The organism is Prosthecobacter dejongeii (assembly GCF_014203045.1).
Classification (GTDB): Bacteria; Verrucomicrobiota; Verrucomicrobiia; order Verrucomicrobiales; family Verrucomicrobiaceae; genus Prosthecobacter; species Prosthecobacter dejongeii.
In genome coordinates this window covers 61,165-85,355 of the sequence record NZ_JACHIF010000008.1, presented here as the reverse complement: position 1 = coordinate 85,355, position 24,191 = coordinate 61,165, and the positions used below count along the sequence as shown (strand labels likewise).

The following is a 24,191-nucleotide window of genomic DNA, read 5'->3' as shown; positions in this document are numbered from 1 at the left end:
GATAATTTGGCGATGGAAGATAGCAGAGCGAATTAAGTGCTCTTCCGCCAAACACATCCGGCCTACGTTTCAGCAGCGAGGCGCTGCCATCAGAGCTCCTTTTTCACCTGGGAAACGCCGGAGACCATGTTGGCGAGCTTTTGCTTCGCGGCCCAGCGGGCGGTCTGGCTGAGGCCGCAGTCAGGGGCAAAGACGAGGCGGTCAGCCGGGGCATGTTTCAGGCAGGCGCGCACGCTTTCGGCCACGTTTTCAGGGGTCTCGACGTAGTAGCTTTTCACATCAATGATGCCCACGGCGACATCGGTGCGCTTGGCGATCTGGCCGATGATTTCCAGCTCGGCGTATTCGCGGTTGGCCATCTCGACGTGGACTTCGTCGCAGTGGAGGTCGAAAAAGGCGGGGAAAAGCGGGGCGTATTTGCGGTAGCCGACGGGGTGGCCCTTGAAGTTGCCAAAACAAAGGTGGGTGCAGATGCGGGTGCGGCCGTAACCGGACTCGACGGTGCGGTTGAAGAGATCCACAAAACGCCGGGTGTCTTCGCGGAAGCCGTAGCAGCTCATACTGGGCTCATCCACGCAGATTTCCTCCGCACCGGCGGCGACGAGATCGGCGATCTCTTGGCGGACGATGGGCAGCAGGGCCTCCGTGATGGCGTAACGATCTGCATACTGTTGGTTAGGCGCGAGACGACCACTGAGGGTGTAGGGGCCGGGCACGCTGACCTTGAGGCGTTTGCCCGAACCTCCAGCCAGACGCTTGAGTCGCTGAAATTCCTCGACCGCGCCGAGGCCGCGTGGAGCGCGTAGCTCGCCCACGATCTCATGCTTACCACGCTGATCATGAGCGGGCGGGCCAAAACGGCGTGGGCTGGCGGGCTCGAGCGCAATACCCTCAATGAAGCCGTAGAAGGACAGGTTGAAGTCAAAGCGGGTCTGCTCGCCATCGGTGATGACATCCAGCCCGGCGGCGATCTGATCCTGAATGGCCACCATGGCCGCATCGTCCTGCAGCTCGGCCCGGTCGGTAGTGCCAAACTGGTCCAGATGCTGAGCAGAAAACTCCAACCAGCCGGGAAACGGGTAGCTGCCAATGACAGAGGTGCGGAGCGGTTGATCCTTCATGGTGCAAGGCTACGGTGTGATGACCACCCGCGTCAACCTGGACCCGTATCTGGCAATTTTTAGAGTGGGATAGTGCATCTTACCAAAAGATGACCCGTTTGGCTTCGAACTAAAAAAATAGGACCCATGGGTCGCACGGGTCCTATCAAGATCATTGGAAAGCTGAAGCCAATTTCAGCATCTTAAAGGATGCTGCCGGGTTCGTAGGCGGCAGCTTCGGGGTGCTTGGCCACGAGCTCGCAGACGCGGAAGACGAAGTGGTCCACCTGCTGGGGAGCATCGCCGGAGTTGGCCTTGCCCTGGGCCATGATGGCATCGAGCGCATCGGCCTTGAGGGCCAGGCGCTCATCAGCGGCGAGGCGGGCGAGGAGGTCGTTGTGGCTGACTTTGCCGGTGCGCATGTCGCGGGCGACAGCGACGGCGTGCTCCTTGATGGCTTCGTGGGCAGCTTCGCGGCCAGCGCCGGCTTTGACGGCCTCCATGAGCACCGTGGTGGTGAGCAGGAAGGGCAGATAGCGCATGAGTTCTTGCTCGACGACGGCTTCGAAGACTTCCATCTGGTTCAGTACGGTGAGGAGCGTTTCCAGCAGGCCGTCCATGGCCAGGAAGGCATCCGGCAGCATGACGCGGCGGACCACGGAGCAGGATACATCGCCTTCATTCCACTGGTCGCCAGCCAGGCCTGCGGCCATAGCGAGGTAACCTTTGAGGATCACGTGGAAGCCGTTGATACGCTCGCAGGAGCGGCTGTTCATCTTGTGCGGCATGGCGGAGCTGCCCACCTGGCCTTTGGCGAAACCTTCGCTGGCGAGCTCGTGCCCGGCCATGAGGCGGAGAGTCTTGGCAAAGCTGCCAGCACCGCTGGCCACGTGGGTCAGGGTCGAGACGACCTGCATGTCCAGGCTGCGGGGATAGACTTGGCCAACGGCATCTAGGGAGGCATGGATACCGAGGTGATGCAGGATGCGTTCCTCCAGAGCACGTGCCTTGGCGGAGTCGCCATTGAAGAGTGTGATCTGATCCAGGCGGGTGCCGACAGCGCCTTTCAAACCACGAGCGGGATAGCTGGCGATGAGGGCATTCAGCGCCTCGACCCCGAGAAGCATTTCCTCACCGAACATAGCGATGCGCTTACCCACCGTGGTGACCTGCGCGGCCACGTTGTGGGTGCGGGCGGTCATGGGAATGTCGCGGCACTGGGCGGCACGTTTGGCAAAGCCGGAAAGGGCGGCGATGCTCTTTTTGCGCACTTCCAGGAGGGCGCGGAAGACCTGGAGCTGCTCCACGTTTTCCGTGAGGTCGCGGCTGGTCATGCCTTTGTGGATGTGCTCATGCCCGGCGAGGTCGCAGAACTCTTCGATGCGGGCCTTGACATCGTGACGGGTGACGCGCTCGCGCTCCATGATGGAGGCGAGGTTGACCTGGTCCTTCACCTTTTCGTAGCTTTCAATGACGCCATCGGGCACAGGGATGCCGAGGTCGCGCTGACCTTTGAGAACGGCGATCCAGTAGTCCCGCTCCAGCTTCACCTTGCCCTCGCCCGACCAGAGGGCGCGCATGGCGGGGGTGGCGTAACGTTCGGCAAGGACATTGGAAATGGCATCAGTCATGGGCCGCCCAACTTGCCGGGGAGAGGCGGGGAGTCAAGCCGGGGCCGCATCCAAAGGGAATCTCTAACTGGAGAAATGCCACTGGCCTGTGCTGCTTTCGTAAACCCAGGCGTCAAAAAAACCGCCGATGGGATCGCCAAACCAGAGGGTGAAATTTCGACCGTCAGAGCCATAGCCATCTTTCCCGATGAGGCGCGGCAAGGGCGGGTGCGAGGACAGGTCCTGAAGCCTGCGCGGGTAAGTGCCATGTACGGTGCGGTAGCCCTCCAGGTAAGGTCGCAAAACAAGGGGCCAGGCTTTGGCCTCTGCGATGGCTCGCTGGAACACTTGGTGATTCAACGGCAGAGCAACACCGCCTAAAACGGCGGCATAGGCCAAGACACGCAGCACCTGTACCAGGGCAGGCCGGGTGCGCCCCTGGCGGCTGGCACACCAGAGCAGAAAGGTAGCCAGAAGAGCCACTGGCACCCCCACGGCGGCCCCCAGGAAGGCAAGTGCCCGCAGCACAAACGGATCTGACCACCACACAATCGCAGCGAATACAAATGTTAAAACGAAGTACCCCAAGAAGCGATTCATGACATCCAGCATGCCAAAGCTAAATACTTCCGAGATTGAAATTTAGACACCGCACAGGTGAAATCACACCAGCACTACTCACGATGCATTCTTTAATAGCTCCACCGTTTTATCGGCCTGAATTACGCTGCCATTCCATGAAGTGACGACGGGATAAACCTGAGCAGTGGTGGCCAAGCTTGCTAGACCCGGGATCAAGACCTCAGGGGGGCGCTTGCGACTAAAACCACGTGTGTAGATGGGTTCGACAAATGGTGCGCGGAAAAGATAATCCGCTTCCAGATCTTCCGATTTTAGATCAGGGAAAAGCTTTTGCAAAGCTTTGAACCACGTCTGTTTGATCTCCTCTTCAGGCTGAGTGAAGCGGGGATCTGTGCGATGCACATACTTGGTGAGATAAACCACATGTCGCCCCTGCCCCCGATCCTCCTCATCCGTCAATGTGGAGGTCTCCACAACACCATCAAAAGGATGCGTCGGCTCCGGCGTCGCTAACCAATAATGCTTCGTCAGTGGACGCTTGAGGAAAAGCACGTGATTGATCACACCCTGGAAATCAATGTCCCAGGTCGGCACTGAGGCACGTTCCTTGAAGCCGACAGTCGCTACTTTTGTCAAGGTCGGCCAAGGAAGAGTGATGAGAAGCTCATCCGCCTGAAATTGCCCTCGAGTCGTCTGAACAAAAGGTGTTCCGTTAGCATCCAGATCAATGCTCTCGATCTTCTCGTTGAGTCTCAAACTCACACCCAAATCCTTCAAGCGAGTCGCAAAGGTCTCCGTGATGCGTTTATAGCCACCTCGGATGTAACCTTTAACCTCGCCTTTACTCTCGCCCTTTTCGCGATTGAATCGCGTCCAGAACCACAAAGCTGGGACATCATGATAACGATCCCCAAACTTCGCCTCCAGCATCGGTTTCCAGAACGTGTTAAAAGCGCGTTTCCCTGAGAGCCCTTGCAACCACTGGGATGTGGTCACGTCATCGAGACCTTTGTCTGAACAGACTCGCCCCCAGGCTCCGGTGATGCCGACACGAATCCGATCCAGGAAGGGCAGCGGTGAAAAACGCAGCAGATCTACAGGCGTATTCAGCGGGTAAATACGGCCAGCATGGGCGTAGGCGAAGGAGCTCGGTCGCCAATAAATTTCCTCCTTTAAACCCAAATGTTCCAGCACGCCTAACAAAGGCCCGTCACTGGGCAGCATGCAGTGGTAAAATTTTTCAAAGGTACGGCCATCGTGCTCAAAGAAAGTGCCCAGTCCACCCAGTTGATCAGATCCCTCCATCACCGTCACGTCATGCCCCTGCTCTGCCAATCGCAATGCGCAAGTGAGACCGCTGATACCCGCCCCCAAAATGAGAACTGAACGCGGAAGTGAAGTAGCGGAAGCCATAAGTCGAAACGATCCTTATTAAGCTTTGACTTGCTGGGCGACGATGTTTGCAGCCTCAGGTCTCGTGGCACGGTAGCGATTCACAACAGCCAGGTAACGCTTCAGCGTTTTCCAAATTCGCAACTTACTCACCCCTTCTTTGAGATCATAACGCAGCGTGTAGGGAATCTCCCCAGCTTTAGTCCCGATACTGCGCAATTTCAGCAGTACTTCCAGCATACAGACAAAGCCACTTTCCTCGACGAGTTTATCCTCGCCATAGACCTGGGCCATGCGCTTGAGCAGAGCACTGTCATAGGCTCGAAACCCTGTCGAATAATCACGCACATTTCGGAATGGCACGATGGTCTTCATGAGAAGAAAGCAACCCAGGCTGAGCATTTTCCGAAAGGCCGAAAGCCCCACGATGACGCTGCCTGGCTGGTAACGAGAGGCGATCACCAACTGCAAATCCTCTGTCTCCAAACGACGCACCATATCCATCACATAGATAGGATCATGGGTGTTATCTGAATCCATCACCACCACCACATCAGCCACCTTCATAGCAGCAGACAGACCTGTCTGAATACCCATTCCCAACCCCTTATTGACCTCGTGTTGGATTAGAGTGAGCGGCATTTTACCTGCTGCTTCCCCGGCAATCTCAGCCGTACGATCCTTTGAGCCATCATCCACCACAATGACTTGGTAACGAAAGGATTGAGCTGTGAGCGTTTCTTGAATCCGCGCCAAAAGCGCAGGCAGGTCCTTTTCTTCATTAAAAGCCGGCAGGACAACGGCGACGGATTCGATGCGTTTCATGATCTGGTGATTCGGGATTTTAAAGAGCACAAGGCAGCACTCGCTGCTCAGGGGTGGTAGGCGTGATTAATTGGTGGGCGATCTGCCCCATGGTGGCAGTGCCCCAGTGCCCGCGCAGACTGCTGAGAGTGTGGCGCACAAGCTCGATTTTCTTTTCCGCTGGCACTTGCATAGCAGGAAAAAAACTAAGTTCAGGCACATCCGTTGCATCCAAGAAATCTGTGGGATGCAGGAGCAATGAAGGCGCTACTTGCGTGAGGCGGCAAAGCACCATGGCCATATTCCAGTAGGCACGCGCCAGTGGCAGAGAGTACTGCGCTAGAAAGAGCAAATAACTCAGGTGAATGGGCGTGCGCAACAGAGGCATGGTAGTGACTGGCATCTCCAAAAGCCCTGGCTGAATCTGGTAAGGAGTCAGCGGTGAAAAGGCACTAAAAAAACTTCCATACAGCCCTTTGCGTTTTGCTTTCTCCTCCGCCGAGAGCTTTGAAGTCATGAAAAAATAGGCTCGCGCCACGGGCCCCATAACCGTGGGAAAAAGACTGGCATCATAAGTGTAACCGCGCTGTATCAACAAGTCTCTCACAGAAGGTGAAGTGCTGAAACCCGGCCCCCGAAACCCCTGCGGCTTTTGTCCAGTCGCTTCCAAAATAGCTACTTCCGCAGCTTCGAAATCTGCCAGCAATTCAGACGCACTGTAAAGATGCAGCCAGGGCTCATGCATGTGGCTGTGATTGGCGATTTCGTGCCCTGCTTCGGTTAGACTGCGCAAAGCTGCATGATTTTTTTCCAATGAGGCATCCTTTCCCACCACGAAGACAGTGATGCGCAGTCCTGCACGCTTCATCGTATCCAGAATGCGCGGGGTGACACGGTCCAGATAACTCGGAAAATCCTGCCATCCATCCAGCCCCTGGGTCTTCATGTAAGCCCATTGGTTATCGAGATCGAGCGAGACGCTGGCAGGCATGCGGTTCAAAGGAAAAGACACAAGGAATTAAGATTGTAGGAGTCGTGCGATGATGCGCTCTGAAGCACGGCCATCTCCAAAAACTTTTTCGGCCTTGGCTGCATGCTCAAACCAAGCCACGTCCGCCACGGCATCGCTTAAAAGACTTTCCAGACCGCTGGCTTGCTCACCCACTAGGCGAGCCACGCCGACATCCACCCCTTCAGGCCTTTCGGTATTTTCACGCAGCACCAGGATGGGTTTCCCCAAAGAGGCCGCTTCTTCCTGAATACCGCCGGAGTCACTGACAATCAGCCATGCATCCGAGAGCAGGTGAACAAAGTCGGCATAACCCATCGGCGTGGTGATGATAATTTGGTCACAGCCGCCTAACTCTTCGGCGGCCGCTTCCTTCACCGCCGGATTTGGATGCACTGGGAAAACCACACAGAGTTCTGGATGTGCCTCAGCAAAACGGCGCAACAAGCGCAGATGAGTGCGCATGGTATCGCCAAAATTTTCTCGCCGATGCGTCGTTAACAGCACTACTTTGCGCCCAGCGATCTTTTCTCTGAGCGCTGCGATTTCAGTTCCAGGAGAAGCTTTGGCCAAGGTGTGATGCAGTGCATCCACCACGGTGTTTCCGGTGACGATGATCTGAGAATCAGGAATCCCTTCCGCCAACAAAGCCGCGCGATTCCGCTGAGTTGCTGCAAAGTGCAGGGTCGCAATCTGGGAAACCAAACGGCGATTCATTTCCTCAGGGAAAGGGCTCAGAGGATTGCCAGAACGTAAACCTGCCTCAATGTGGCCCACAGGGATCTTCCGGTGAAAAGCTGCCTGTGCACCGCCTAAAGCCGTCGCGGTATCTCCCTGCACCAGCACATAATCTGGCTGCACCTGCTCTAGCACGGGATCCAGGCGATCAATGACACGAGAAAGCAGCCGATTGAGAGGCTGCCCGGCCACCATGGCCTCCAAGTCATGCGCCGGATGAACTCCAAAAAGATCAAACAGCGGCGTCAATAGGTCGGCATGTTGACCACTGTTCACGAGAATAGCCTCCGCTCCCTGCCGACGTGCCTCCAGAATCAATGGCGCGACTTTGATCATCTCAGGCCGAGTGCCTAAGACAAAAAGCAGGCGTTTGTTTGTGGAGGCTTCGTTCATTCTGGAAATTTTAACATCCATGATCATTTAAGCAATAATTTCTATAAACCACCCTGAGGATTTCTGACAGGCAGTTACTCCCCCACGTTCGCTGGATCACCTGCCGCCTGCAAGTTGATCAGCCTTGCATTCTCATGCGGCCTGCCTTTGCATGTAGATTCATACTTTTACAGAATCATGGGTGCACAATGGAAACAAAAGTGGCGGGAACTGGCCGCCGATCAGAAGGGCAAAATCGTCGGTAAACTGACACGTGAAATTCAAGTCGCCGCTCGTTTAGGTGGGGCAGACCCAGATCTCAATGCCCGCCTCTATGCTGCCATCACCGCTGCACGCAAACAGAGCGTAACGCGTGACTCCATTGAGCGTGCGATCGCTAAAGGTGCCGGAATCGGCGGTGAGCAGGTAAACTATCAGACGGTGGTCTTCGAGGGATTCGCCCCGCACCGTGTGCCTGTAATGGTGGAATGCCTGACGGATAACAACAACCGCACTTCCTCCGAAGTGCGTGTGCTCTTCAAGGCGGGTAGCATGGGGACGCCAGGTTCCGTGGCCTGGATGTTTGAACATTGTGGCCTCATCGAAGGGCAGCATACCGATAAATCTTTGGACATCGAAGTCGCTGCGCTGGAAGCCGAGGCTGACAACGTGGAGCCGCTGGACCTAGACGAAGAAGAAGCCGCAGGTCACATCGGGGCCCGTTTTTTCTGCGCTACGACATCGCTGGACACCGTGACCAAAGCCCTGAAGGCTGCGGGTTGGCAGATCACCACCTCAGAGCTACATTATCACCCGAAGGACTACCCTGCCCTTTCTGAAGAGCAGCATGAGTCTGTGGCCAATTTCCTCCAGGGACTGGATGGACACGCAGATGTACACCGCGTGTATGCAGCGCTGAAGTAAAGACTTCCCCACCGCCGTCGGGTCTCTGGGCTACTCCTGATTGAGCATCGCCTTGAGGCCCGCAAACATGTTGGTGGTCTCTTCCACAGAAGGGGCCTCTTTCATGTGTTTGGTGTAGTCCATCTCATCCACATAAGTGCGATCCAGCTCGTCTAGAAAGGGACTAGGCAGTTCGGCTTGGCGCTGGCCCCACTTGGTGCGATAACGCACATAACTGATGGTTAGGCGCTGGCGAGCGCGGGTGATACCCACATAGAAAAGCCGACGCTCTTCATCCACGCGATTTTCATCGTAGCTGCGTTTGTGCGGAAGGATGCCTTTTTCCAAACCTGGCAGATACACGATGGGAAATTCCAGTCCCTTGCTGGCATGGAGGGTGATGAGGCAGACGCCTTTTTTCTTCTCGATGTCATCCTTATCCTCTCGCTCATCGTTGAGGCACACCTCATCCAAAAAGCCGCCCAGGCCATCCTTGCGGTTGCGCTCCTGGTAGTTACTAAGTTGAGTGAGGAAGAGCGAAAGGCCGTGCTCCCAGGCATGAAATTCCTCCGGCTTTTTCGAGAGTTTCTGGAGGTATTCCATATACTCCACTTCTTTGAGCAGAGCCTCCGTCATGGTCACAAGGTCTGTGCCCTGGCTCCCTGAAGTAGCGGCGGAGGCGGCGTATTTGGAAATGATGTCGGTAAACTGACGCACAGCGGCGCGAGATTTCTCTGGGATCTGCCGGAGGAAATCTGGATCACACAACGCTACCCAAATGCTGAATTGCTTCTCCATGCTGTGGTCTCGTGCCAGCTCCGCCGTCGTACCACCAATGCCACGCGGTGGTGTATTGAGGATGCGCAGCAGCGAGATGTCATCGTGTGGATTGTGCAGCACGGTGAGGTAACTCAGGGTGTCTTTGATCTCACGACGATCAAAGAAACTACGCGCGCCGACGACGCGGTAAGGGATTTTACGGGCTCGGAAGGCCTGCTCCAGCATGCGACTTTGCTCATTGGTGCGAAACAAAACGGCGAAGGATTCCCAAGGCTCCTTGTTTGAATAATAAGCGGTCTCGACTTCTTTGGAGATCATCTCTGCCTCTTCCACATCTTCTTCGGTCGCAATGAGGCGGACGAGATCATTCCCCACATTGCGACTCCACAGCGTCTTCACCCGACGACCAATGTTGTTGGTAATGAGGCTATTCGCCGTATGGAGAATGGGGGTGGTGGAACGGTAATTTTCCTCCAGCTTCACCACGGTAGGATTGGGGAAGAAGTTTTCGAATTCGGTGATGTTCGTGATCTCCGCGCCACGCCAACCATAGATGGACTGGTCGTCATCCCCCACCACGCAGACGTTGTAAGGCGGGGGCGTGAGAGCACGCAGGAGACGCATCTGGAGGGAGTTGGTGTCCTGGAACTCATCCACCATGATGTATTTATGCCGCTGGTGCAGGATCTCGCGCACGCTGGCGGTATCTTCGAGGAGCTTCACTCCCAGGCAAAGGAGGTCATCGAAATCCATGGCGTTCAGCGCCCGCATTTCGTCGGCATACTTCTCAGCCACAGCAGGAATGAGATCTTTTGTGGGGTCACCTAGATCTTCGTCATTGTTTTTGGCCTTGCTGATCCGCCCCAGAGCCACTTGGGGGTCCATATTCTCTTCTTTGATGAGCAATCCTTTAAGCACCCGCTTCATGAGGCTGATCTGATCGTTCTGGGAGTAAATGACGAAGTTCTTCTTGTACCCCACATGCTCAGCAAATTCCCGCAGGAGCTTGGCGCAAAAGGCATGGAAAGTCCCCAGGACCACCTTTTTACCAGCGGAGCCACGCACCATGTCCTTCACACGCTCGCGCATTTCAGCCGCCGCTTTATTGGTGAAGGTCACAGACAGGATGTTTTCCGGTTTGATCCCCTCATTGACCATGTGGGCGATACGCGCCGTCACCACACGGGTCTTGCCCGTCCCGGCCCCAGCCAGGATAAGGAGAGGTCCATGAATGTGCGTAGCCGCCTGCCGCTGCTGGGGATTGAGAGTGCCTGTGAATCCGCTCATGAAAGTGTCTGACTGGATTTGGACGGGGAGCCGGGGGATGCAAGCAGGTTTCGGAAAAGGTTCTTGGAGAATAGCAGAGCAACAATTAAAGATGGATGAAAATAATACATACAATTAATCCTCATTTTTAAACCCCAAATCGTTGACTACCATTAACTCGAAAAGCATTTCATGAATCATATTTATAAACAATGATCAATTAAAAATGTTAAATATAACAAATAAAGTGACCAGATAGTTTTAATATAAGATATTTATGACTATAAAATATATCAATAAATCATTATATTATATATTTAATATAATAGCATCAATAGCCGTCAAAGATGAATGGATAAACTTAAAATCGCTACTAGTAAGTGAAGCCACTCGTTACTCATCTCTACCAAAACCGCATCCCAATATTCTACAATTTTTGATAATTGGAGAAGATCGACGTCACGGCATTCACCCAGGTTTTGACATAATTGGTATAACTAGGGCTATTTGGCGTAAAGTAAGTTTAAGTAAAATAGAAGGTGCCAGCACTATTGCGCAGCAATTAGTAAGAACATTAACTAATAGGCGGGATCATACATTTCAACGTAAAACAAAGGAAATCCTTTTAGCTGTTCTTGCGACTAACCATTTCGGAGCATTACAATTAGCACATATCTACCTCCAAATAGCATATTATGGGACAGATATGAACGGACTGTCGGCAGCGGCAAGAAATTTAAATTTAAATTACTCTCAGGCAAGCATTTTTGAAGCAGCCGCCTTGATAGCAAGAATTAAATATCCGCAACCAAAAAATCATAGCTTAAAACGTGAAATACAAATAAAAAACAGAGCACAGTATCTTCTAAAGTTAAATGATAATCCCAATTGGGTTAAAATAAATAAGCATCTAATCAAATGAATTCATCATACCGAGAAAAACATATAGTAAATTTGGTCGGGCAGTATCCCTCATGTCAACATTTGAAGTTATTTATAGAGAATGGACGAGGAGAAGAAGTGAAATCATTTATAAGACTTTGGATGAAAGAAGGTATCCCGTATGCATTTAAAGAATTTCCTTTTCTTTATCAACAGTGCCGAGAATGGATTGCTGATCAAGTTAAAGTAAAGCCTCACGAAATCTCGCTAGTCGGAAGCGGACGATTTGGATATTCCCTCAAGTCAAAAGATTTCCGTATATTTGGCGAGAAATCCGACTTAGATTTTCTAATTGTTTCAGAATCAAAATTTAACGAATGCGTCGAAGCGTCTAATCTTTTTATAAAGGATGTGGAATCAGGTAAATTATTTACACATAACCCCGCACTACAAAATGAACGCACAGAGGATATTAAGTATATAAAAAACAATATACCAAAAGGATTTATTCAAAGCGGTAAAGTTCCTACTTTATATAAATATACAGCCACACAAAAACTTGAAGATATATTCGATCAAATTTCATCTATACTTCACTCAATCAAGATTTTCCCGAACTTTACTAAAGCATCATATCGAGTTTATAGAGATCAATGCTCAATGGAACGCCAACTCACTCAAAACTTGCGCAGCGCCCTAAAGTAATAAAAAATGACCACCAAATTAACGGCTCTAACCTTTGATGATGGCCCCACGATGTATTCCTCAAGACTACAGGACTTACTTTATCAGTATGGAGTCAAAGTAACATTTTTCTTTATTGGAAAAATGGTGAAGCGTTACCCTAAATTAGCTGAATCAGCAGCAAATTTAGGTCATGAAATTGCCAATCACACATGGTCCCACCCTCAACTTATTCATCTAACTGACAAAGAGTTTATTAAAGAACTAGAACAGGCCCATAGCATAATTCTCGACACAACAGGTAAAACACCAACTCTTTTTCGTCCTCCCTACGGCTATATAACAAAGGCACAACGATCAATAGCCCAAGAATTGTTTGGATATCAGACTGTGCTTTGGAATTTTGACACTAAAGACTGGAAACAGCCTAATCAATCGATACTCGCAAAAGAAATACAAAATCACTTAGAAAGTGATCAAATTATATTAATGCACGAAACACATGAAAGTAGCATTAATGCTGTGAATCAAGTTTTATCGTCAACATTTTATAACAAATCGAATTTTGTAACTACTTCTGAAATTCGGCTCAGATTATTAAAGCCTTACTCAAATAGTTAATAACTATATACATTTATCGCATCAACCAATCTTCAATCTCTTCCAAATCAAGCAATAAGATTATGTGTTTTTAATATAAAGCATCTAAATATATTTTATATGTATTTATTTTCATCTAAAACCCAGTCCGATCTGCCTCCGTAATCGCCCGAATCACTCGGCAAGGGACGCCTGCGGCGATGACGTGGGGTGGAATGTCACGGGTGACAACACTGCCAGCACCGATGATGGCCCCCTCACCAATCGTAACTCCTGGGGTGACGTGGACCCCACCGCCAATCCAAACATGGTTCCCGATCTTGACCGGTTTGGCAAAGCAGCCACCCGCGTTCCGCTCTTGGGGATCAAAGGCGTGGTTGGAGGTATAAATACTGACACGGGGTCCCAGGAGGACATTGTTTCCGATCTCCACCGAGGCCCCGTCCAGGATGACGCAATCAAAGTTGGCATAAAATCGGTCTCCCAGGGAGATGTTAAAACCGAATTCACAGCGAAAATGGGGCTCGAAGTGAACTCCTTGCCCAACACTTTTGAGGAACTGACGGAGGAGGGTTTCGCGCTCGGCGGAGGGCTGGCCAAAGCTGGCATTGTAAGTGGTAGCGGCAAAAACAGCCGTCTCACGGGCCTGGATGAGTTCAGGCGTGAGGTCGTTGTACATCGCTCCGGTAAGGATATGCTGGCGCTGGTCTTCGAGGGTCATGATGGGGCGAAAGGAAACAAGGTACTCCCAGATCGTTTTTCAAGGAGAGTCCGGCTGCTGACAGCGGGCCAAACCGAAGTCCCGCAAGACTTTTCTCAAAGCTGCGGACCTTCAGTCGAGCAAGCTTATCTTCGCACTGGAAAAGCTGGCTCAACTCGCTGAAGTGAACGGATGATGATTGCAGGTAAACGTCAGATCTGGAACGCAGCGCGAGCATTGGGGTGGCTAGGCTTTTTGGCGACGGTAGCCCAGGGCCAAACGGCAGCGGATCTGACAGAGAAACACGCCCAGGCCAAAGCGCTGGAAAAGCGGCTGCCCGTGCCCGCCTTGACCCCTCGAGCTAGTTTTGACCTGAGCCCGGCGCGAGAAGAACGATTCAAAAAATTCCTGCCCAAACTGTTTCGCAAACTCTCCCAGCGTGAGTCGGTCCATCTGTTGGTTCTAGGCGATGCGAGTGCGCTCAAGATCCACGAAGGCAAACAGGCTGAGACCTTCCCTGGAATGTTTGCTGAAGCCCTGGCCACCCAGTTTTTTTACCCCGGGGGTCTTCAAATGAACCCCTCTAGTCGCGCCACGGGCGTGCCCACCATCAACCTCAGAGTGCTCGCCCAGCCAGAGGGGAGTGTTTTGGATGCCGCCGCGATTCTGGAATCCACGGCACGCCAGGCCCCCGTGGATGTGGTCCTGATCTGTTACGGGCAGGCAGATGCAGGCATGCAGGCCCCCGTTTTCACAAGGGCGATCCAGGCCGCGCTGGCAGGGGCCCAGACTCTGGGTGCCGAAGTCATTTTATGCAGCCCCTGGTTACCCGTTGCAGGGCAATCTGAGAGCGTCTTAGGCGTGACGAAACCCCTAGCAGATGCTTTGCAAGAGTCAGCGCAAGAATTGGGAGTGCTGCATGTGGACCTGGGGGATCTTTCTCGCCTGCTAGCCATCCCAACTCCTCAGACTCAAGATGAAGCACAGTTGTTTGAGAGAATTGAACGGAGTTATCGAGAGTTTTTCTACCTGGACGAAGGTGGTCAATTCACTCCACGAGCCAGTCTGCACCGAGCTTTGGGCGGACGGATTTATCAGGATCTCTTGGATGCGCCCATTAAGCTGCCCTGGGAAACCCTTGAGGCGAAAGTGAAAGTCCAGGCTGCAACCCAGCTCACACTGACTTACACCTTAAAAAATACCGGGGCCAAGGCACTGGAGCTAACCGCCCTCCCCCTCACTGCCAACGGCTGGAAACCCGTGGAGGCCAAAGCCAACGTGGTATTGGAACCAGGAGCCTCCCAAACAATGACAGTGAGCTATGCATCTCAAGGCGAGGCTCCACCCTTGCAAGAAGCCCTCCTTCGCCTGCCTGTTTTAATGTGTGATGGCACACTGGCACAGGTGGAAACCCTGCGTGCTAAGATGGAACCCGTGGGGATCGTCTGGGGACTGGAAACGCAGTTTAATCAGGAAACGGGATTTCTGGCGGGTTGCCAAGTGGTGAACCCCGGCTCTTCAGCCATTCAAGGAAGCTGGCAGGCAGAGTTCGCCGGTCAAAAATTAGAAGGGCGAATGGATCTGCCTCCAGAAGGAACACTGCCTCTGAATCTGCGTTTTGATTTGCCCAAAGAGGGCCTTCAAGTCAACCGAGTGCCGCTGAATCTGACCGTCACAGCCGGAGGCGAGACGGTGAAGACCACACGGCAAGTGACCTTGACCCGCAATCTGGGCCTGGGTCAAAGTGTGCCGCTCCAGACCTCAGCACAGGTCAAATCCCCCGCTCTGGTGACTCTGACACCGCAAGCGACGGCAAAGTCCCTGACGCTAACTTTTAACTTACCCACGGGTGAAGTCCTGCAAGATGCGCCAGATGGCAGTGGCCCCTCCTGGCAAGTCGAGATGAATCTGGATGCCCGCAGTTATGGAAAACGCCTGGAACAAGGCAGCACCTCCCCGGTGCGTGCGACAGGCAAAGCCCTGGATGGTCCTGGCAAAGTCCATCCACTGGCAGCTTGGGCCTTTGGCAATGGCTATGCAGCAGCGTTTGATCCTAAAGAGTTTCAGGCTGCACTCATCACCCGAGGAGACTCCCGCCAGATCACACTGACGGTTCCGCGCACTTACCTTTATCTCCATGAGTGGGCGCTGGATAATGGTAACAGCCAGTTAGGCCTCGCCGTCCGGCTAACCCTGCGCGGAGCGGAAGGCTACGTCACTTATCATCTGCCGCTGACGACGAAATCCCCCAACGATGTGGAAGCCCTCGTGGTCTTGGAGCTAACACCCAAGCCTACGGCACGCGCAACGGTCTGCGTGGACTGAGAAAAAAACCTTGGAGCCATCGCTGTGGCCCCTTGATCCTTGCAGAGACGTGCGTTTGCGCGAGACTGTTGGGTGGCAGAGAACGACCAGACCAAACCCGCCCCGCGCTTTGAAGATTTGCGCGGCATCCTCCGTTATGTGCCGCAGTTCCGGCAGAGAGTCTTTGTGATCGCGATTGATGGTGCTCTGATGCATCAACCCGGCTTTGCCAGTCTGCTTCAGGATGTGGCTGTGTTGCAGTCACTGAACATTGAAGTGGTACTCATTTTTGGCGCGCGTGCGCAATTGCGCTATCTAGCCAACCTGAGAGGAGTGACCCTAAGCAGTGACGATGGCATGGGCCGCACTGATGCAGCCACTCTCGAAGTGGCTGTGGACTCCATCACCCGCCAGACCAGCGCACTGATGGCAGACCTCACCGCACTGGAAATGCCCGTGGCCGTTTCCAATGCACTCGCCGTCCATCCCGCCGGCGTCATCAATGGAATCGATCAGGAATTCACGGGACGAATCGAGCGCGTGGATACGGAAACACTGACCGCCTTGCTGAAAGCAGATATCATCCCCGTTCTGCCTCCGTTAGGTTATGATAGCCGAGGCACCACCCTGCGCCTAAACTCCGATGCCGTGGCCGTGGAGGTAGCCATCGCCCTCCGGGCCGCCAAGGTCATTTTTGTTTCTGAAGCCGGCCTGACAGCACCCGATGGCACTCGCCTAGCCCAAATTTCCGTGGCCGACGCAAGGGAGATCTACCGCAGCAAAGACCCACGTCATGATGTAAATCTCCTTTCCAAACTGCGTTACGCGGCCCTAGCCTGCCAGGAAGGTGTGCCCCGCGTTCACATCGTGGACGGCAGCCAGGATGAAGCCTTGTTGTCCGAGCTTTTCAGCAATGAAGGGGTGGGCACCATGATCCATGCCGATGACTACCAACAGATCCGCAAGGCCTATGCTCAAGACGTGCCCGCGCTATTATCTCTAATGCAACAGTCCATGGATGATGCAGCCCTGGTGCCACGTACTCGGGAAGAAATCTTAGCCAAGATCCAGGACTTCTTTGTCCTCGAAGTGGATGAGAACCCCATCGGTTCTGTAGCCGTTCATAGCTACGATGAAGGGGGCAAAAAGATCGCCGAACTGGCCTGCCTCTTTGTGCGGCGCAGCCATAAGAACCGCGGTCATGGGCAGAAACTGGTAGCCTACGCCGAAGAGATCGCCCGCCAGCGTGGTTGCGATGTTTTGGTCGCGCTGAGCACTCAAGCCTTTCGCTTTTTTGAAGAAAAGATGGGCTTTGAGGTCACCACACCCGACTCACTCCCTGCCCCAAGGCGCATGAAGTATGACAAAAGCGGTCGTAATTCTAAAGTGTTAATGAAGTCCCTGAAGTGATTTCAGGAGTTCAGTCCTCCGCAGCGCCTTCCTCTCCGTGGCCTTCTTCAGCCATCCGCTGAATGATGCCGGAGAGGTACTCGATGTACCCATGCACATCCAGATGATCCGCCTCCGGCTCACCCCGCACAGCATATAGCCAACCCACTTCATAAGGATCCGTGCGCACCACACAAGCATCCTGCTTCAAGTAGGGATTTCCGCCTGCAAATTGCCCCTGCATAACGGCATAAACATCTGAGGCAGCCTTGAATCCTTCGACCCAGCCGATATTTTTCCCCGGCTCGATGAAATCCCCCTCCTGGGTGGGCCATTCACAGTCCACCAGCTCACCCAACATGCGAGTGGCGAACTTGGTGAATCCTACGCGCCAAAGACCAGATTCGCCCTCGACGGGAGCCATCCAATAATGCGATCTCGAATAACGATAACTCTCAGGAAAACGTGCTGAGAAACGGGCGTGTTTGAATCGAACGGTCGGGAGAGACATGCGAGCGGCAGAAAACGGAACGAAAGCGTGCCGTCTATGGTAGCGGTCAAAAGTATTTCAGAAAAACGGAGCGAAATCGCGATGAGATTTCCAAGGCGAACATCCCACTAGTACCCTTTATTTTCCGAGCTCTAGGCAGACCACATGACCTTCAGAATTACGAGCATAAAGGAGGCCATTGGCTAAGACAGGCGTGCTCCAGCACTTCCCGTTGAGGATTTGAGCGCGAGAGTTCTCGATGTACTTCCCAGGACTTGCTTTGACTTCAATGAGTTCACCCTTGGCAGTAAGAACGAGCAGGCGGCCATCTACACTGGCGGTGAGCGAGGCAAAACCAACTTCCTTCTCTGCCCACATTTCCTGCCCATCGCTGAGGCGCACACACTTCATGGCGCAGCGACTGTTGTGGTCTCCATCAATGCCGTAAATATGGCCATCCAGGATGATGCTGGAATTAAACATGTTTTTGAGAGCCTTATTCTCCCAAACTTTCTGCGGCTCCCCTTCCCCCAGTTTCAAAAGAGCACATCCTTTGTTATACCCCGTGGAAATGAAAAGATTATCTCCGACAAGAATGGGATCCGCTGCATTCACACCATAACGGGTGTTCCATTTGAAGGACCAGACCTGCTGGCCACTTTTTACATCCACGGCGATGTAGACATCTCCAGAGCCAATCACGGCCAGTTTTTTGCCTGCATGGGAGATGGGATACGGGGTCGAGTATCCTGCATTGTCCACTTCACTTTTCCAGAGGGTCTTGCCCGTCGCTTTTTCGACCGCCATGCCAGCTTTACCCACATTCAGAAGGAGCAGATTGTCCTGCACCAGCGGCGCACCTGCAAAACCCCAGTCAGGAATATTGGCATCGGTCTCTTTCTGGACGTTTTTTTCCCAGACCACTTTACCAGTCACGGCCTCCAAGCAAAAGAGATCTCCCCAACGGCTGAGGTGATAAATTTTATCGCCATCGAAGGTGGGAGTCGCTGAGGTTCCACCTTCATAATACTTATCACCCAAATCAGCTGCGTAGCTGTGTTTCCAAAGTTCTTTGCCAGTCTTCGCGTCAAAACAATAAATCGTGTCTTGTTCCTCGGCATGGCCAGTGGTGAGCACTTTCCCCTGTGAAACCACGAAAGAGGAAAATCCTAAGCCCACCTCAGCCTCCCAAACGACTTTGGGATCCGCCTTCAATTGCCACTCCTTTTCAGCAGTGATCCCATCAAAGGTAGGGCCACGCCAGATAGGCCAATCAGCCGCCCAAGCAGCCGTGGAAACACTGGCAATCAAAAACAGGCGAGGGAAAAGCGAGGGAGCCTTCATATAAGAATGATTAACGTTCGACCGAGGACATCTGGCAACAGAGCTTTGTAAAGGGTAGGCAGATACCGAAAAAAAGCCCCGCCGAGAAGCGGGGCTTTTGAAAACAACCAACGGAACCAAGAATAACCAGCGATTAACGCTTGGAGAACTGGAAACGCTTGCGGGCACCTGGGCGACCTGGCTTCTTACGCTCTTTAGCGCGGGAATCACGGGTCAGCAGGCCTGCTTTTTTGAGAACACCGCGATGTTCAGGATTCACGGTGATCAGAGCACGGGAAATGCCAAGCTTTACAGCACCGACCTGACCGGTGATACCACCACCACAGGCATTGACATTGAAATCATACTGCTGACGGGTATTCGTCAGGGCCAGAGGGGTCAGAATCTGGTTCTGAAGGGCGACGGTTGGGAAATACTCCTCAAAGTCGCGACCGTTGACGGTGATAGAACCGGAACCGGCCAGGATGTGCACGCGGGCGATGGCGGTCTTGCGGCGGCCAGTGGCATTGGTGATGGGCTTGCTCATGAAACGTGATCTAAAGAAAAAATTAGGCGACGGAGAAAGCCTTCGGGTTCTGTGCCACGTGAGGATGCTCTTCACCAGCGTACACTTTGAGCTTGGTGATGATGGCATTGCCCAGGCGGTTATGAGGAACCATGCCTTTCACAGCGCGGTGAACGAGAAGCTCAGGGCGACGCTGACGGACTTTTTCCACGGTCTCCACTTTCTGGTTACCGATGAAGCCACCACGCTTGCTGGTGTAGGTCTTCTGCTGCTCTTTTTTGCCAGTCACGCGGACTTTATCTGCATTGATGACGACGACGAAATCACCCGTGTCCACGTGGGGGGTGAAGGTAGGGCGGGTCTTGCCGCGAATGAGGTTAGCGGCAGCCACGGCGACCTGGCCCAGGACTTTGTCCTTGGCATCAATGACCCACCATTGGCGGTTCATGTCTTCGGCTTTGGCAGAGAATGTCTTCATAAGGTTCTTGAGAAAAGCGCGGTGAGTGGCAACGAGCCGCCGCGTTAAAATGAGGGCCGCGAGAGTAAAAGTTTCCCGCGAAGTGTCAAACGGAAACTCGGTCTTATTCACAAAGAATCGCAAATGAAGTCGCCTTCCGGTCTCTTTCTATGACTGTAAGCAGTCGGTGAAGCAAGAGGGATCTTGGTTTTATGTGGGCTGAAGCACGGTTTCGCGTCCTTTTGCTAAGCTTTAAACGCACTTCAAAATCTTAGGAGCTGAAAAAAATCATACTTTTTAGATACCGAAAAAGGATGCAAAAAGCGGGTTAAACTGGCTAAGTCTCTCAATGCTGAGAGAAACGGAAGCGATTCAGGCCCTTTTGCCACGGACTTGGCCCAATGGTTTTGCGAAGTTTCCACGCTCGGACACTCCATTTATCGCTTCGTTTTCCAGCTCCCCCCATCGCTCTCATGAAGGCTCAATATCCCGTTAATGAAGCCCAGCGCCTAAAAGTTCTCCATGATTATGCGATTCTCGATACCCCTGCAGAACCTGAATTTGATGCGCTGACAGCTCTGGCTGCCAATCTGTGCCAGACACCCGTCTCCACCATCACCCTGGTGGATGGCACCCGGCAGTGGTTTAAATCGAAGGTAGGCTTGGCCGTGGACCATATCCCCCGTGCCGCCAAGATCTGCGCTTATGCTTTAGAAAATGAAGGGTTGCTGCTGGTTCCAGATACCCTCAAAGATTCTCGCTTTTCCAATAATCCACTGGTTTTAAATGAACCCAAAATTCGCTTCTATGCAGGCACGCCACTCATCACCCCGGAAGGTGAGACACTAGGAACACTTTGCGTGGTGGATTGGGTCCCTCGTGAATTGACGGAGTCTCAAAAACACATCTTAACCGTTCTGGGAGAGCATGTGATGACCCGACTGCAACTGCGGCGACAACAGCGCCAACAAGAACGAACGGAAATCGCCCTGCAAGAGAGTGAAGAACGCTGGCAGTTTGCTCTTTTGGGGAGCGATCTCGGAGTCTGGGACTGGAATGCAGAAACGGATGAGGTGTATTACTCGGACCTGTGGTGTAGCATGCTCGGGTATGCACAGGCAGAAATTGGCAACCGGCTCGAAGAATGGTCCAGCAGACTGCATCCAGAAGATCGGGCAGCCACTTTAGCATTAGTGCAAAAGCATTTTGAGGGTGCGACTCCACATTATGTGTCAGAGCACCGCTTACGTGCCAAAGATGGCAGTTACCGATGGATTCTTGATCGTGGTAAAGTGGTCTCCAGAAATGCACAGGGTCATCCTCTGAGAGTGGTAGGTACCCATACTGACATCACCGAACATAAACGTGCCGAGCAGGCTCTACGTGCCAGCGAGGCCACTCTGGCCACGGCTCAGCGTATCGCTCAATTTGGCAGTTGGGAGATGGATCTTACCCCGATTGGAAATGAAGAATTGAGAACCCTGAAATGGTCTGACGAGGTGTTCCGAATGGCGGGATTTTCTCTGGGTGAAGTCCAGCCGACTAACCAACTATTCTTCAGTTTGGTCCCCGAAGAAGACCACGAACCGATTCGCCTGGCTGTGGCCAAAGCCATCCAGGAGAAAATGCCCTACTCCATTGTTCATCGCTTTCGCCGCGCAGATGGGCAAATGCGAATCCTCTATGAAACCGCCCAGGTTTCTTATGATGAAAAGACGGGCTGCCCCACCAAAATGGTCGGAATCGTTCAAGATATCACTGAGCGCCAGCAAGCAGAGGATAAGATTCGTCGGCTCAATCGCTTGTACGCAGTTTCTAGCAGTATCAACCAAGCCATCGTACGCCTGCAGAGCACCCAGGAACTTTATGAGCAAGCCTGCCGTATCGCGGCGGAGTTAGGAGGCTTACGAATGGCCTGGGTCGGAATGGTCAATATCGATGGCACCCGCCTGGATGTGCGAGCTAGACATGGGCATGATGCAGGTTTTTTAGACAGCGTTGATCGAACGATCATAGGCGATGATGTCCTTTGCGGGGGCCTCTCCACTCAGGCCTTTCATGAAGACCGCATCGTATATAGCAATGACCTTGCCCATGAAGCAGGGACGAAGCCGTGGCACCAAGAAGCGCTGCGACGCGGTTATCGCTCATGTGCGGCTTTCCCTTTGAGAATTGGTGGGAAAATCTCCGGGGTTTACACAGTGTATGGAGACCACGCTGAGTGCTTTCAGGAAGAAGAACTGGCTCTACTGGGGGCCCTCGCCAGCAACATCTCCTTTGCGATTGAGGCCCGCATGCAAGAGGAACACCGCCTGCAAGCGGAGACATCGCTGCAAGAAACCCAACGGAGCTTTCATGAGATGGCAGAAAACATCGGAGAGATCTTTTACAATTACGATGTCATTCAAAAACGCCTACTCTACACGAATCAAGCGTATGCTCAGCTCTGGGGAAGATCCTGTGAAAGCGTGTATGCCGACCCACTCTCTTACCTCAAATACATCCACCCTGAAGACCTGCCTTTCGCGGAAAAGGCCTTTGAACTTCAGCTTGCAGGCCAAGCCACCAATGTCGAGTTCCGTGTCACACGCCCAGACGGCAGCCAGTGCTGGGTACATGAGCATGGCGTGCCCGTTTTAGATGAAAGCGGGCGCGTGGAGCGCATCGTGGGAACCATGCGTGACATCACGGAACGCAAACTGGCAGACGAACAAATCCGGGAAAGTGAAGAGCGGTTTCGCATGCTTTCTAAAGCCACGAATGACGCCATCTGGGATTGGAATCTCCAAACAAACATGATTTGGTGGAATGAGGGATTTGAAACCCTTTTTGGTTACCAGCGTGACCAGATTGATCCCACCATTCAGTCCTGGTACGATCGTATCCACCCTGAGGAAAAAGAAGCCACGATCGCCAGCATCCACCACGCCATTGATAGCGGCGAAGAATCCTGGACGGCAGAGTATCGCTTTCGGCGGCAGGATGAACAGTATGCTGACGTGATGGATCGTGGCCACATCATTTACGATACTCAGGGCAAAGCAATCCGGATGATCGGGGGAATGACAGACCAGAGTGATCGCAAAAAACTCGAGCAGCAATTCCTCCGGGCTCAGCGCATGGAAAGCATTGGAACTCTGGCCGGAGGGATCTCTCACGATTTAAACAATGTGCTCGCGCCCATCATGATGTCCATCGAACTCCTACAGATGGATGAGACGGATAGTCGCCGGCTTAGCATCCTTTCAACCATCGAAGCGAGTGCACGCAGAGGATCTGAAATGGTCAAGCAGGTGCTTTCTTTCGCCCGTGGAGTGGAAGGCCAGCACCTGGATCTTGAGATCGGCAGCCTACTTCATGAAGTGGAAAAAATTGCCAACGAGACGTTCTTCAAAAGCATCACGGTGGAGACGGACTTTCCAAACGAATTATGGCAAGTGCAGGGAGACCCCACTCAACTGCATCAGGTCTTGATCAACCTTTGTGTGAATGCGCGAGATGCGATGCCTCAAGGCGGTAAGTTAATGCTCTCTGCCTGCAATCAGAGAATGGATGAGCACTACGCCGCCATGAATTTGGATGCAACTCCCGGGCCTTATGTCGTGATCCAGGTAGAGGATACAGGTGTGGGTATGACCCCACAAATTCTCGAAAGAATCTTTGAGCCCTTTTTCACCACCAAAGAGCTGGGTAAAGGCACAGGTCTAGGGCTCTCCACAACCCAAGCCATCATCAAAAGCCACGGTGGCTTTATCCGGGTTTACAGCGAAGTCGGCATGGGCACGCGCTTTCGAGTTTATCTACCCGCCCTAGATCACAGTGCTGGCATAGAAGACGCAGAGGAACGGGTCGAACTGCCGCGAGGCCAAGGAGAGTTAATCCTCGTCGTGGATGACGAAGCTTCTGTGCGCAATATTACCACTCAGACACTGGAGGCCTTTGGGTATAAAGTCATCACCGCCGCTGACGGAGCTGAAGCAACGGCACTTTTTGCCGTGCAAAAGCAAAACATCGCCGCAGTCATCACAGACATGATGATGCCAGTGATGGATGGCCCTTCGACCATTCCTGTCCTCATCCGCATGAATCCTCAAGTGCGCATCATTGCCGCCAGTGGTCTCAATGCGAACGGCATGGTAGCCAAGGCCATGAGTGCTGGTATCCGGCACTTTTTACCCAAACCCTACACGGCGGACACTCTGCTGAAGATGCTGAAGAAAGTGCTTGAGGAACCTTTATCTCCCCCCCTTTCATGAGTCCCTTCGACCTAGTTTGGCACG

At 52.9% G+C, this 24,191-nt stretch carries 20 protein-coding genes; 7 read left to right on the top strand and 13 right to left on the bottom strand.

Translation table 11 applies throughout. The features are described from left to right. Nucleotides 1-89: 89 nt before the first annotated feature. From HNQ64_RS17450 to wecB, 7 genes are all read right to left on the bottom strand, one after another. Nucleotides 90-1,121, bottom strand: coding sequence for a methionine synthase (locus tag HNQ64_RS17450; protein WP_184211022.1), 1,032 nt, complete (start codon nucleotides 1,119-1,121; stop codon nucleotides 90-92). Between the two features lie 182 nt (nucleotides 1,122-1,303). Beyond that, complete coding sequence (gene purB / locus HNQ64_RS17445; protein ID WP_184211020.1) at nucleotides 1,304-2,731, bottom strand: adenylosuccinate lyase; 1,428 nt, start codon at nucleotides 2,729-2,731, stop codon at nucleotides 1,304-1,306. Between the two features lie 63 nt (nucleotides 2,732-2,794). Then, nucleotides 2,795-3,310 (bottom strand): hypothetical protein, encoded by a 516-nt coding sequence (locus HNQ64_RS17440; RefSeq protein WP_184211018.1) that lies wholly within the window; start codon nucleotides 3,308-3,310, stop codon nucleotides 2,795-2,797. Between the two features lie 78 nt (nucleotides 3,311-3,388). Further along, a complete protein-coding gene (locus HNQ64_RS17435; RefSeq protein WP_184211016.1) occupies nucleotides 3,389-4,705 on the bottom strand; it encodes an FAD-dependent oxidoreductase in 1,317 nt (438 codons plus the stop codon). Nucleotides 4,706-4,723: 18 nt separating this feature from the next. Further along, a complete protein-coding gene (locus tag HNQ64_RS17430; RefSeq protein ID WP_184211014.1) occupies nucleotides 4,724-5,509 on the bottom strand; it encodes a glycosyltransferase family 2 protein in 786 nt (261 codons plus the stop codon). A gap of 19 nt (nucleotides 5,510-5,528) precedes the next feature. Beyond that, nucleotides 5,529-6,479: a polysaccharide deacetylase family protein gene (locus HNQ64_RS17425; RefSeq protein WP_184211012.1), complete on the bottom strand. Its 951-nt coding sequence runs from the start codon at nucleotides 6,477-6,479 to the stop codon at nucleotides 5,529-5,531. A gap of 27 nt (nucleotides 6,480-6,506) precedes the next feature. Next, complete coding sequence (wecB, locus tag HNQ64_RS17420) at nucleotides 6,507-7,628, bottom strand: non-hydrolyzing UDP-N-acetylglucosamine 2-epimerase (protein WP_184211010.1); 1,122 nt, start codon at nucleotides 7,626-7,628, stop codon at nucleotides 6,507-6,509. 177 nt (nucleotides 7,629-7,805) lie between these two features. Between wecB and HNQ64_RS17415 the strand changes: the two genes are divergently transcribed. Then, nucleotides 7,806-8,531: a YebC/PmpR family DNA-binding transcriptional regulator gene (locus HNQ64_RS17415; RefSeq protein WP_184211007.1), complete on the top strand. Its 726-nt coding sequence runs from the start codon at nucleotides 7,806-7,808 to the stop codon at nucleotides 8,529-8,531. Nucleotides 8,532-8,561: 30 nt separating this feature from the next. On the opposite strand, the gene HNQ64_RS17410 is transcribed toward HNQ64_RS17415, so the two are convergent. Beyond that, nucleotides 8,562-10,577 (bottom strand): ATP-dependent helicase, encoded by a 2,016-nt coding sequence (locus HNQ64_RS17410; RefSeq protein WP_184211005.1) that lies wholly within the window; start codon nucleotides 10,575-10,577, stop codon nucleotides 8,562-8,564. Nucleotides 10,578-10,833: 256 nt separating this feature from the next. On the opposite strand from HNQ64_RS17410, the gene HNQ64_RS17405 reads away from it, so the two are divergent. The 3 genes from HNQ64_RS17405 to HNQ64_RS17395 are packed head-to-tail and all read left to right on the top strand — an operon-like array spanning nucleotide 10,834 to nucleotide 12,743. Beyond that, nucleotides 10,834-11,478 carry a transglycosylase domain-containing protein gene (locus HNQ64_RS17405; protein ID WP_184211003.1) on the top strand — a complete coding sequence of 215 codons (645 nt, stop codon included), beginning with the start codon at nucleotides 10,834-10,836 and terminating at the stop codon, nucleotides 11,476-11,478. Continuing rightward, on the top strand, nucleotides 11,475-12,143 hold the full coding sequence (locus HNQ64_RS17400) for a hypothetical protein (protein ID WP_184210995.1): 669 nt from the start codon (nucleotides 11,475-11,477) through the stop codon (nucleotides 12,141-12,143). Before HNQ64_RS17405 ends, HNQ64_RS17400 begins: the two co-directional genes overlap by 4 nt. Nucleotides 12,144-12,149: 6 nt before the next feature. Next, nucleotides 12,150-12,743 (top strand): polysaccharide deacetylase family protein, encoded by a 594-nt coding sequence (locus tag HNQ64_RS17395; protein WP_184210992.1) that lies wholly within the window; start codon nucleotides 12,150-12,152, stop codon nucleotides 12,741-12,743. 115 nt (nucleotides 12,744-12,858) lie between these two features. On the opposite strand, the gene HNQ64_RS17390 is transcribed toward HNQ64_RS17395, so the two are convergent. Next, nucleotides 12,859-13,443 (bottom strand): sugar O-acetyltransferase, encoded by a 585-nt coding sequence (locus HNQ64_RS17390; RefSeq protein ID WP_184210990.1) that lies wholly within the window; start codon nucleotides 13,441-13,443, stop codon nucleotides 12,859-12,861. A 174-nt stretch (nucleotides 13,444-13,617) separates the two neighbouring features. Between HNQ64_RS17390 and HNQ64_RS17385 the strand changes: the two genes are divergently transcribed. Further along, nucleotides 13,618-15,747 carry an SGNH/GDSL hydrolase family protein gene (locus HNQ64_RS17385; RefSeq protein ID WP_221305485.1) on the top strand — a complete coding sequence of 710 codons (2,130 nt, stop codon included), beginning with the start codon at nucleotides 13,618-13,620 and terminating at the stop codon, nucleotides 15,745-15,747. Nucleotides 15,748-15,819: 72 nt separating this feature from the next. Further along, the gene (gene argA, locus HNQ64_RS17380) at nucleotides 15,820-17,136 is read left to right on the top strand and encodes an amino-acid N-acetyltransferase (RefSeq protein WP_184210986.1); all 1,317 of its coding nucleotides are present in this window, start codon (nucleotides 15,820-15,822) and stop codon (nucleotides 17,134-17,136) included. A 10-nt stretch (nucleotides 17,137-17,146) separates the two neighbouring features. Here argA and HNQ64_RS17375 read toward each other — a convergent pair whose 3' ends face one another. The 4 genes from HNQ64_RS17375 to rplM all read right to left on the bottom strand — a co-directional run bounded on the left by HNQ64_RS17375 (nucleotide 17,147) and on the right by rplM (nucleotide 19,932). Continuing rightward, a complete protein-coding gene (locus HNQ64_RS17375; RefSeq protein WP_184210984.1) occupies nucleotides 17,147-17,626 on the bottom strand; it encodes a glycine cleavage system protein H in 480 nt (159 codons plus the stop codon). Nucleotides 17,627-17,743: 117 nt separating this feature from the next. Next, on the bottom strand, nucleotides 17,744-18,949 hold the full coding sequence (locus tag HNQ64_RS17370; protein ID WP_184210982.1) for a PQQ-like beta-propeller repeat protein: 1,206 nt from the start codon (nucleotides 18,947-18,949) through the stop codon (nucleotides 17,744-17,746). Nucleotides 18,950-19,082: 133 nt separating this feature from the next. Continuing rightward, nucleotides 19,083-19,475 (bottom strand): 30S ribosomal protein S9, encoded by a 393-nt coding sequence (gene rpsI / locus HNQ64_RS17365; protein ID WP_184210980.1) that lies wholly within the window; start codon nucleotides 19,473-19,475, stop codon nucleotides 19,083-19,085. 22 nt (nucleotides 19,476-19,497) lie between these two features. Beyond that, a complete protein-coding gene (rplM, locus tag HNQ64_RS17360; RefSeq protein WP_184210978.1) occupies nucleotides 19,498-19,932 on the bottom strand; it encodes a 50S ribosomal protein L13 in 435 nt (144 codons plus the stop codon). Nucleotides 19,933-20,384: 452 nt separating this feature from the next. Here rplM and HNQ64_RS17355 point away from each other — a divergent pair, with 452 nt between their 5' ends. Beyond that, nucleotides 20,385-24,167: a PAS domain-containing protein gene (locus HNQ64_RS17355; protein ID WP_184210976.1), complete on the top strand. Its 3,783-nt coding sequence runs from the start codon at nucleotides 20,385-20,387 to the stop codon at nucleotides 24,165-24,167. Nucleotides 24,168-24,191 lie beyond the last annotated feature (24 nt).

Excerpts from the sequence above, each read along its gene's own strand:
- HNQ64_RS17450 (WP_184211022.1), bottom strand. The coding sequence starts at position 1,121 with ATGAAGGATCAACCGCTCCGCACCTCTGTCATTGGCAGCTACCCGTTT.
- purB (WP_184211020.1), bottom strand. The coding sequence starts at position 2,731 with ATGACTGATGCCATTTCCAATGTCCTTGCCGAACGTTACGCCACCCCC.
- HNQ64_RS17440 (WP_184211018.1), bottom strand. The coding sequence starts at position 3,310 with ATGAATCGCTTCTTGGGGTACTTCGTTTTAACATTTGTATTCGCTGCG.
- HNQ64_RS17435 (WP_184211016.1), bottom strand. The coding sequence starts at position 4,705 with ATGGCTTCCGCTACTTCACTTCCGCGTTCAGTTCTCATTTTGGGGGCG.
- HNQ64_RS17430 (WP_184211014.1), bottom strand. The coding sequence starts at position 5,509 with ATGAAACGCATCGAATCCGTCGCCGTTGTCCTGCCGGCTTTTAATGAA.
- HNQ64_RS17425 (WP_184211012.1), bottom strand. The coding sequence starts at position 6,479 with ATGCCTGCCAGCGTCTCGCTCGATCTCGATAACCAATGGGCTTACATG.
- wecB (WP_184211010.1), bottom strand. The coding sequence starts at position 7,628 with ATGAACGAAGCCTCCACAAACAAACGCCTGCTTTTTGTCTTAGGCACT.
- HNQ64_RS17415 (WP_184211007.1), top strand. The coding sequence starts at position 7,806 with ATGGGTGCACAATGGAAACAAAAGTGGCGGGAACTGGCCGCCGATCAG.
- HNQ64_RS17410 (WP_184211005.1), bottom strand. The coding sequence starts at position 10,577 with ATGAGCGGATTCACAGGCACTCTCAATCCCCAGCAGCGGCAGGCGGCT.
- HNQ64_RS17405 (WP_184211003.1), top strand. The coding sequence starts at position 10,834 with ATGACTATAAAATATATCAATAAATCATTATATTATATATTTAATATA.
- HNQ64_RS17400 (WP_184210995.1), top strand. The coding sequence starts at position 11,475 with ATGAATTCATCATACCGAGAAAAACATATAGTAAATTTGGTCGGGCAG.
- HNQ64_RS17395 (WP_184210992.1), top strand. The coding sequence starts at position 12,150 with ATGACCACCAAATTAACGGCTCTAACCTTTGATGATGGCCCCACGATG.
- HNQ64_RS17390 (WP_184210990.1), bottom strand. The coding sequence starts at position 13,443 with ATGACCCTCGAAGACCAGCGCCAGCATATCCTTACCGGAGCGATGTAC.
- HNQ64_RS17385 (WP_221305485.1), top strand. The coding sequence starts at position 13,618 with ATGATTGCAGGTAAACGTCAGATCTGGAACGCAGCGCGAGCATTGGGG.
- HNQ64_RS17375 (WP_184210984.1), bottom strand. The coding sequence starts at position 17,626 with ATGTCTCTCCCGACCGTTCGATTCAAACACGCCCGTTTCTCAGCACGT.
- HNQ64_RS17370 (WP_184210982.1), bottom strand. The coding sequence starts at position 18,949 with ATGAAGGCTCCCTCGCTTTTCCCTCGCCTGTTTTTGATTGCCAGTGTT.
- rpsI (WP_184210980.1), bottom strand. The coding sequence starts at position 19,475 with ATGAGCAAGCCCATCACCAATGCCACTGGCCGCCGCAAGACCGCCATC.
- rplM (WP_184210978.1), bottom strand. The coding sequence starts at position 19,932 with ATGAAGACATTCTCTGCCAAAGCCGAAGACATGAACCGCCAATGGTGG.
- HNQ64_RS17355 (WP_184210976.1), top strand. The coding sequence starts at position 20,385 with ATGAAGGCTCAATATCCCGTTAATGAAGCCCAGCGCCTAAAAGTTCTC.